This window comes from Nocardioides sp. (genome assembly GCF_051876515.1).
Classification (GTDB): Bacteria; Actinomycetota; Actinomycetes; order Propionibacteriales; family Nocardioidaceae; genus Nocardioides.
Map to the genome: position 1 here is coordinate 1 of NZ_JBJEHY010000175.1, position 7,981 is coordinate 7,981.

The window sequence follows — 7,981 nt, forward strand, 5'->3', positions numbered from 1 at the left end:
GCTGTGGACCGACTACTTCAAGCCCCCGCACTTCGAGAAGTACCCGCAGCTGCACACGCTGGTCAACGAGGCCACCAAGCTCGCCGGTGCCGGCGGCACCAAGGGCTCGCTCGACGCCGAGGTCGCCGACCAGCTCCTCGCCAAGATCGACGAGATCGCCGAGATCTTCTGGGAGACCAAGAAGTGACCCCGGGCGTCAGGCACCGACCTGACGCCTGAGGCACCACCGGACGCCGCGTCCGAGCACCCGCTCGGACGCGGCGTTCGTCGTACCCGGCCCGGCCACCGCCGAGGGGCCCGCGCCACGGGCTAGGGTGGGGCCACCCACCACCTGCCGACGAGGGAACGCAACCGCAGATGGCACACGAGACATCACACGAGGCGCCCGAGCGCGCCACCGTCGAGGTGAGGCTTCCTGCCGAGGGGGCGTACGCGGCGGTCCTGCGTACGACCGCGGCCGGTCTCGCCGCGCGGATCGACTTCACGATGGACGACATCGAGGACCTGCGCATGGCGATCGGCGAGGCCATCGCGCTGCTGCTGCCCGCGGCGGACCCGGGCAGCGACCTGGTGTGCACCTTCACCCTCACCGACGGGTACGTCTCCGTGCACGCCTCCGTCGAGGCGGGCGACGAGCCCGAGGTCGACAGCTCCTCGTTCGCGTGGCAGGTCCTGGACACGCTGGCCAGCGACGCCACGGCCGGCTCCCGCTCGGGCCGGTTCGAGGTGAGCTTCACGGTGCAGTCCGAGAGGACCGTGCCGTTGACAGGAGTCGTCCCCTGAGATGAGCCGCATCGACACGGGGGACGAGACGACGGTCGAGGCAGTGCCGGGGGCAGCGCTGGTCGAGCTGCGACGGCGCAGCGCCGAGCTGTTCGCGGTGATGCGCGACGAGGCGGGCACCGAGGCCTCGCGCGCGGGCGCGCGCGACGATCTGGTGCACCTGCACCTGCCACTGGTGGAGCACGCGGCCAGGCGGTTCCGCAACCGCGGCGAGCCGTACGAGGACCTGGTCCAGGTCGGCACCATCGGGCTGCTCAAGGCGATCGACCGGTTCGACACCGACCGCGGGGTGGAGTTCTCGACGTACGCCACGCCGACGGTGATCGGTGAGATCAAGCGCTACTTCCGCGACAAGGGGTGGGCGATCCGGGTACCGCGGCGCCTGCAGGAGCTGCGCATGCAGATCAGCTCCGCCACCGCCGAGCTGACCCAGAAGCTGGGCCGCTCCCCCACGCCGCGCGAGCTCGCCGAGGAGATCGGCTGCACGGTGGAGGAGATCGTGGAGGGCATGGAGTCCTCCAACGCGTACGCCACGCTGTCGCTCGACGCCGGCGACGACTCCGACGACGGCGCGCCCAGCATGCTCGACACGCTGGGCGTGGCAGACGCCGGCATCGAGCACGTCGAGGTGCGCGAGTCGATCAAGCCGCTGCTGGAGGGGCTGGGCGAGCGCGAGAAGCGCATCCTGCTGCTGCGGTTCTTCAAGAACATGACGCAGGCCCAGATCGCCGAGGAGATCGGGGTCTCCCAGATGCACGTCTCGCGACTGCTGGCCCGCACCCTCGCGCAGCTGCGCGCCTCCCTCGAGAACGAGTGAGGCTGGGCGGGAGTCCCGCTGGTCAGGAACTCAGATCTCCCGGCCCTCGAGAGCCGAGATGCTCTGCTTGTGGACGAGGCAGCCCAGCGCGACGAGTGCGACCACTGCCATGAGCACGGCCACCCACACGAAGTCGCCGTCCCGGAGGTTCCACGCCAGTCCGAGCTGGACGAGCTGGGCCAGCAGCACCGGACCCCGGCCCCACGTACGCAGGTGCAGCAGACCCCACGCGCAGGCGAGCAGACCCACGCCCGCGGCGCCGAAGAAGAACGCGGTGGTCGTACCCATCTCGAGTCTGGCACTGTTGAGGTTGACGAGTTCGGCAACGGTCAGGCCGATCATCCACAGCGACTGCAGCACCACGATCCCCGCCGCCACCTTCAGCGGCGTCGGGACCACTGCGGCTTCCGCGGGGGCCGGCACCGATTCATCCTTGCTCGTCTCACGCATATTCCCAGCGTAGTTGTGACGGATGTGACGGCGTTTGGGGGTTGTGGGAATCATCAAACGTTGCGAGTCTGGACGTCGCGTTTGTGAAACGATTGTTGTTGTCATGCGCCACACCCGAGAGGCGCCACACACGCCAGGGCTGACCCAGATGCCCTCCCCGCGCACAGAAAGAGGAAAACATCCAACTATGGATTGGCGCAGTGAGTCTGCTTGCCTCGACGAGGACCCGGAGCTGTTCTTCCCCATCGGGAACACCGGACCGGCGATCCTTCAGATCGAGGAGGCCAAGCAGGTCTGCCGTCGTTGCGACGTCCGCGAGCAGTGTCTCGCCTGGGCCCTCGAGGCCGGACAGGACCACGGCGTGTGGGGCGGCATGAGCGAGGACGAGCGTCGCGCGCTGAAGCGCCGCAACGCCCGGGCCCGCATCCGCACCGCCTGAGCCCCACCCACCGCTGACCGACGGCTCGGGCCCGGTCAGCCGAGCAGCACCGACCCGCGCGGTCGGTTCACTCCAGCGGCAGGTCGATCACGGCGCGAGCGCCGTGCCCCGTCCCACTCGGTCCCAGGACCAGCGAGCCCGCCAGCTCCGACTCCACAAGAGTGCGGACGATGGTGAGCCCCAGGTTCGTGGAGCCGTGGACGTCGAAGCCATCCGGGAGGCCACGTCCGTCGTCCTCGACGCTGACCGTGAGCCGGCCGGGGCGTCGCTGCGCGGTCACCGTGACGGTTCCGCGACCCTCGACGAGGCGCTGGGTGTCCCCCTCGGCCATCCCGACGTACCCGTGCTCGACCGCGTTCTGGAGCAGTTCGGTGAGCACCATGGCCAACGGCGTGGCGATGGTGGCCGGCACGGTGCCGAACGACCCCGCGCGGAGCACCCGGACCCCCACGTCGACCCCGGACACCTCGGAGACGGTCATCGAGAGGCGCGAGGCGATCTCGTCGAAGTCGGCGTCCTCGTCGACGGCCTGGCTCAGCGTCTCGTGGACCACGGCGATGGATCCGACGCGGCGTTCGGCCTCCTCCAGCGCCGCCCGCGCCGCCGGGTCCGTCATGCGCCGCCCCTGCAGGCGCAGCAGGGCGGCGACCGTCTGCAGGTTGTTCTTCACCCGGTGGTGGATCTCGCGGATCGTGACGTCCTTGGTGACCAGCTCGCGGTCGCGGCGGCGCAGGTCGGTGATGTCGCGGACCAGCAGCAGCGCGCCGACCCGCTCACCCCGCGGGCTGAGCGGGATGGAGCGCACCGCGAGGGTGACCTCGTCGGAGCCCAGCTCGGCGTCGCGTGCGGACCGCCCGCCCAGCACCGCGCTGAGCGTCTCCTCGTCGGGGCGGCGGCGCGGCGGGATCAGCTGCCGCGTCAGGTCGGCCAGGACGAGGCCGGTGAGGTCGCCCTGCAGGCCGAGGCGCCGGAACGCCGACAGCGCGTTGGGGCTCGCGTAGCTCACCCGCCCGGCGGCGTCCAGCCGTACGAACCCGTCCCCCACCCGCGGTGAGTCCGTGTGGTCGCCGCGCTGGGAGGGCTGCGGGAACTGGCCGTGCGCGATCATCTGGGCGAGGTCGCCGGCGGTCTGCAGGTACGACAGCTCCAGGCGGCTGGGGGTGCGCAGGCCGATCAGGTTGGTGTTGCGCGCGACGCAGCCGATGACGCGCTCGCCGCGGCGCACGGGCACTATCTCGACCCGCACGGGCACGACGTCGCGCAGCTCGGGGTCTCCCTCACGCACGGTGCGCCCACGCTCGAACGCCTCGTCGAGCATGCGGCGGCGACCCACCGGGACGAAGGTGCCGATGACGTCGTCGACCAGCGCCGTGGGACCGGTGGTGGGGCGCATCTGGCCCGCCGCCCACCAGCCCTCGCCGGCCCGGTCCGGGAGCCAGAGCACGAGGTCGGCGAAGGAGAGGTCGGCCAGGATCTGCCAGTCCGCCATGAGGAGGTGCAGCCACGTCACGTCCTCGTCGTCGAGGTCGGTGTGGGCTCGTACGAGCTCGTTGAGGGACGGCACGCCCACAGCGTAGGACGCCGTCGCGGCCGGGCCACCCGTGGACCCCGGACACCGGGTCGGAACTGTCAGGGGCGGCTGGCAGGATGGGGCCCATGGTGATCGGGTACTGGCACGGAGTCATGTCCTCAGGACTCTCGGTGCCGACCGACCGCCCGCTCGACGACCTGACCGTCGAGCTGACCACCATGCTGGGCTCCTCCGACCCGGCCGAGCGTGACGGGATCGCCCTGCCCGCGCTGAGCACGTGGATCTCCCAGGGCGTGTACGACGACCACCTCACCGGGCTCGGCGACGGGATGCTGGAGGGCCTCAAGGTCGGGCTCGGCGAGCAGGGCACCGACTCCGTCTACCGACGCAGCTTCTCTGCGGTCGTGGTCACCGAGTGCGTGGCCCGGGCGAACGCCCAGGGGCTGCTGAGCCACGCCAAGCTCCTCGAGTGGGGCGACCACGTCGCCAGCTGGTGGCTGCGCGAGCGCGACACCCGCGGGTACGTCCCCCACCACGGGTGGGCGCACGCCATCGCGCACGGCGCGGACGCGATCGGTGAGATCGCCTCGTCCCCGTTCCTGGGGGCCACCGAGCTGACCGTCCTGCTCGACGTCGTCGCCGACCGGGTGCTGGACCCCGACGCCGCGCCGCTGCTGTCCGGGGAGCCCGACCGGATCGCTGGTGCGGTCCGCAAGATCCTGCTGCGTGGCGAGGTGCCGCTCAGCGTCGTGGAGCCGTGGCTGGTGCGCATCGTCGCCTCCGCGGGAGTCGGCAGCGTGCCCGGCGAGCACGACCCGTACCTGGTCACGTACAACCCGCAGACGTTCCTGCGGTGTCTGCACCTGCACCTGGAGCTGGGCCGGCCGGCCGTGCCGCAGCGCGCCGACCTGCTCCTCTCCCTCGTCGACGCGCTCCAGGCCTCCAACCCGTACTCCTTCGGCCGCCGGCACTGACCGCCGCGCCGCACCCGCAGGCAGCTCGGGCGAAAAAATCTCCCCGACTGTGATCCACGGAGCCCCCGTACCCGCGACATTGAGGGTGTGGGACACGAGGACGACACCGAGGAGGCCCTGCTGGCCGCCATCGGCCGCGGGGACGAGACCGCCCTGCGCGAGCTCGTGGAGCGCCACTCCCCGTGGCTGGTGCAGCGTCTGCGACGCCGCTCCTCCGACGAGGAACTGGTCGCCTCGGCGCTGCAGGACACGTTCGTGGCGGTGTGGCGCAGCGCGCACCGCTACCGCGGGGACGGCCAGGTGGGGGCCTGGCTGTGGGGCATCGCGATCCGCCAGCTGGCGACGAGGACGCGCGGGCGACGCGCGCCCGCGCCCGTCAGCGACCAGCTGATCGCCGCCCTCGTCCCCAGTGTCCGCAGCGCCGAGGACGACCTCCTCACCGCCGTGGAGAGCGGGGACCTCGGCGGGGCCCTGGCCGCGCTCTCACCCGAGCTGCGCCAAGCCATCCAGGCGACCGTGATCGACGGGCTCACCCACCGCGAGGCCGCCCGGGCCCTGCAGATCCCGCTGGGCACGCTCAAGGGAAGGGTGCGGCTGGCCAAGAACCACCTCCGGCGCGACCTGATGAGAGGCATGACATGACCTGGCACCTCGACGCACCGTTGTGGGAGTCCTACACGCTGGGCCGCCTCTCACCCGCCGCAGAGGCCTCGGTGGAGATGCACGTGGCCGGATGCGCGCAGTGCCGCGCCCTGGCCCGCCACCACGACCCGGCACCTGCCCAGGTCTGGGACGACGTCCGGGTCGCGATCGCCGCACCGCCGCCCACCCTGGGCGACCGGCTGCTGCGGCTGGTCGGGGTGGACGAGCGGGACCGGGTGCTCCTGCGGGCCGTCGACAGCATGCGGACCCCGTGGGCGACCGCCGTGGGCTCCGCCGTCGCCGCCGTCGTCCTCGCCGGTCAGGCGGGCCGCTACTCCACCCTCACGTTCCTGGTGCTCAGTCCCCTGGTCCCCGTGCTGGCCGTCGTGGCCGCGTACGCCGTGACCGACCCTCTGCGGGAGGTGACGGCAGCGACCCCGTACTCCAAGGCACGCCTGGGCCTGCTGCGCACCGTCGCCACGCTGGCGGTCGCCATCCCCGTCCTCTCCACGCTCACCCTGCTCGTGCCGGCGCTGGGCGACCTCGCCTGGGTGTGGTGCCTGCCGGGGCTCGCCCTCACCAGCGCCTCCCTCGCGCTCCTCGAGCGGTTCTCCCCCACCACTGTCGGCACCGCCGTGTCGGCCGCGTGGGTCGCGCTGGTGCTGGTGACCCAGTCCACCGGGGAGCTCCTCACCGTCACCTCAGCTCCCGTCCAGGGCGTGGCCGCGGCTCTCGCGGTGGCCCTGGCCTGCTCCTTCGTCCACTCCACGCACCACCACCTGCCCAGGAGGATCCGATGACAGCCTCGCTCTCGGCGGTGAGCCGTTCGTACGGCAGCACCGTCGCCCTGCACCCGCTCGACCTGACCCTGACACCGGGCGTCGTGGGCCTGCTCGGCCCCAACGGTGCCGGCAAGTCGACCCTGCTGCGCATGCTCGCCACCATCCAGTCCCCCTCCGCGGGCACCATCCGGGTGGCGGGGCACGACGTGACCGGCTCGTACGCCGACCGCGTCGCCGCCCGCCGCACGATCGGGTACCTCCCGCAGGAGGTGGTCTTCCCCCGCGGGATGACCGCGTTCGGCTTCCTCGACTACGTGGCCGTGCTGAAGGAGTGGGACGACACCCGCGCGCGCCACGGTGAGGTCCTGCGCGTGCTGGACCTCGTGGCCCTGGGGGACCGCACCCGGTCCCGGATCCGGACCCTGTCAGGGGGCCAGCGCCGGCGACTGGGGATCGCCCAGGCCATGATCGGCGCACCCCAGCTGCTGATCCTCGACGAGCCGACCACCGGGCTCGACCCCGAGCAGCGGGCCGGTCTGCGTGCTCTGGTCTCCGACCAGCAGGGCACGGTGCTGCTCTCCACCCACCAGACCGAGGACGTCTCCGCCCTGTGCGACCGGGTCATCGTCCTGGACACCGGCCGTGTGCGGTTCGACGGCACCGTGCCCGAGCTGCTCGCGGCCGCCGAGGGCTGCGTCCACGAGGGCGACAGGCCCACCCCGGGCGCCTCCCAGAGCTGGCGGACCGGCAGCGGGCGGATCCGTTCGGTGGGCGGGGTTCCTGGCGCGGGGTTCGATCCGGTCGCCCCGACCGTCGAGGACGCCTACCTGCTGCTCCGCTCCCCGGCCGCGGAGGTGGCGCGATGAGCAGCCTCACCGCACCGCACGCCGAGGCCGGTGCCTCCCGCCAGGCCCTCGGGGCGCTGGCGGCCCGCGAGATCCGCCACTACGCTCGCCACCCGCTCTTCCTGGTCGGGGTGGCCGGGACCGCCGCGATCATGACGTACAGCATCCTGGGCCCCAGAGACGGTACGTCCTCCACCATGAGCATGATCGTCCCCGCGGCGCTGCTCGGGCTGCTCGGCATGATCACGATGTCCAGCCTCACCCGCCGCTCCGACCTGGCCGCCGCGGCCGCCGGCGCACCCGCCGCCGGGGAGGGTGTACGGACGCGGGCCCTGCTGGCTGCCCTCGTCGTGCCTCTCACGGCTGCGACCGTGTGGTTCCTCGTCGCGCTCGGACAGTTCTACGCGCAACCGCCCGGGGCGGGGGCCGTACCGTTTGGCCCGCTCTCCGACGCCCACGTGCTGACCGTGATGTTCGCGCTCTCGGTGGTGCCCGCCCTCGGCGGCCCCCTGCTGGGCCTGCTGGTGGCGCGCTGGCTCCCGCGCCGCGGGGCCACCCCGGTGGCCGTGGTGCTGCTGGTGATCGTCACGATCCTGCTGCAGGGCAACTTCGAGCAGACGTGGCGCTGGCACGTGGTGTGGCCGTGGACCTACTGGTACGGGCCCCTGGGGTGGAGCTCCACCGACACCACGGAGGGCTTCTGGGTGGCGCTGCCGGG

At 72.2% G+C, this 7,981-nt stretch carries 11 protein-coding genes; 9 read left to right on the top strand and 2 right to left on the bottom strand.

The window, feature by feature from the left end:
* The 3 genes from ACI379_RS13200 to ACI379_RS13210 all read left to right on the top strand — a co-directional run.
* Positions 1 to 187, top strand: a 187-nt coding sequence (locus tag ACI379_RS13200) for a superoxide dismutase [Ni] (protein ID WP_439792552.1), incomplete at its 5' end; no start/stop codon positions are given.
* Between the two features lie 170 nt (positions 188 to 357).
* A complete protein-coding gene (locus ACI379_RS13205) occupies positions 358 to 783 on the top strand; it encodes an anti-sigma factor (RefSeq protein ID WP_439792553.1) in 426 nt (141 codons plus the stop codon).
* A gap of 1 nt (position 784) precedes the next feature.
* Positions 785 to 1,600 carry an RNA polymerase sigma factor SigF gene (locus tag ACI379_RS13210; RefSeq protein ID WP_439792554.1) on the top strand — a complete coding sequence of 272 codons (816 nt, stop codon included), beginning with the start codon at positions 785 to 787 and terminating at the stop codon, positions 1,598 to 1,600.
* A 30-nt stretch (positions 1,601 to 1,630) separates the two neighbouring features.
* Here ACI379_RS13210 and ACI379_RS13215 read toward each other — a convergent pair whose 3' ends face one another.
* Positions 1,631 to 2,050, bottom strand: a complete 420-nt coding sequence (locus ACI379_RS13215; protein WP_439792555.1) for a hypothetical protein — start codon at positions 2,048 to 2,050, stop codon at positions 1,631 to 1,633.
* 187 nt (positions 2,051 to 2,237) lie between these two features.
* On the opposite strand from ACI379_RS13215, the gene ACI379_RS13220 reads away from it, so the two are divergent.
* On the top strand, positions 2,238 to 2,489 hold the full coding sequence (locus ACI379_RS13220) for a WhiB family transcriptional regulator (RefSeq protein ID WP_439792556.1): 252 nt from the start codon (positions 2,238 to 2,240) through the stop codon (positions 2,487 to 2,489).
* A 67-nt stretch (positions 2,490 to 2,556) separates the two neighbouring features.
* Here the strand turns inward: ACI379_RS13220 and ACI379_RS13225 are convergent, their stop codons facing one another.
* Entirely contained in the window at positions 2,557 to 4,053 is a 1,497-nt protein-coding gene (locus ACI379_RS13225; protein WP_439792557.1) for a histidine kinase N-terminal domain-containing protein, read from the bottom strand.
* 92 nt (positions 4,054 to 4,145) lie between these two features.
* On the opposite strand from ACI379_RS13225, the gene ACI379_RS13230 reads away from it, so the two are divergent.
* The 5 genes from ACI379_RS13230 to ACI379_RS13250 form a co-directional block, all read left to right on the top strand.
* A complete protein-coding gene (locus ACI379_RS13230) occupies positions 4,146 to 4,994 on the top strand; it encodes a DUF2785 domain-containing protein (RefSeq protein ID WP_439792558.1) in 849 nt (282 codons plus the stop codon).
* Positions 4,995 to 5,081: 87 nt separating this feature from the next.
* On the top strand, positions 5,082 to 5,636 hold the full coding sequence (locus ACI379_RS13235; protein WP_439792559.1) for an RNA polymerase sigma factor: 555 nt from the start codon (positions 5,082 to 5,084) through the stop codon (positions 5,634 to 5,636).
* Positions 5,633 to 6,436, top strand: a complete 804-nt coding sequence (locus ACI379_RS13240; RefSeq protein ID WP_439792560.1) for a hypothetical protein — start codon at positions 5,633 to 5,635, stop codon at positions 6,434 to 6,436. Before ACI379_RS13235 ends, ACI379_RS13240 begins: the two co-directional genes overlap by 4 nt.
* A complete protein-coding gene (locus ACI379_RS13245; RefSeq protein ID WP_439792561.1) occupies positions 6,433 to 7,284 on the top strand; it encodes an ABC transporter ATP-binding protein in 852 nt (283 codons plus the stop codon). Before ACI379_RS13240 ends, ACI379_RS13245 begins: the two co-directional genes overlap by 4 nt.
* Positions 7,281 to 7,981: hypothetical protein (locus ACI379_RS13250; protein WP_439792562.1), on the top strand; the 701-nt coding region annotated here is incomplete at its 3' end. The genes ACI379_RS13245 and ACI379_RS13250, both read left to right, overlap by 4 nt.

What these genes read in the sequence shown, in the direction of transcription:
- ACI379_RS13205 (WP_439792553.1), top strand. Translation starts at nt 358, where the DNA reads ATGGCACACGAGACATCACACGAGGCGCCCGAGCGCGCCACCGTCGAG.
- ACI379_RS13210 (WP_439792554.1), top strand. Translation starts at nt 785, where the DNA reads ATGAGCCGCATCGACACGGGGGACGAGACGACGGTCGAGGCAGTGCCG.
- ACI379_RS13215 (WP_439792555.1), bottom strand. Translation starts at nt 2,050, where the DNA reads ATGCGTGAGACGAGCAAGGATGAATCGGTGCCGGCCCCCGCGGAAGCC.
- ACI379_RS13220 (WP_439792556.1), top strand. Translation starts at nt 2,238, where the DNA reads ATGGATTGGCGCAGTGAGTCTGCTTGCCTCGACGAGGACCCGGAGCTG.
- ACI379_RS13230 (WP_439792558.1), top strand. Translation starts at nt 4,146, where the DNA reads ATGGTGATCGGGTACTGGCACGGAGTCATGTCCTCAGGACTCTCGGTG.
- ACI379_RS13240 (WP_439792560.1), top strand. Translation starts at nt 5,633, where the DNA reads ATGACCTGGCACCTCGACGCACCGTTGTGGGAGTCCTACACGCTGGGC.
- ACI379_RS13245 (WP_439792561.1), top strand. Translation starts at nt 6,433, where the DNA reads ATGACAGCCTCGCTCTCGGCGGTGAGCCGTTCGTACGGCAGCACCGTC.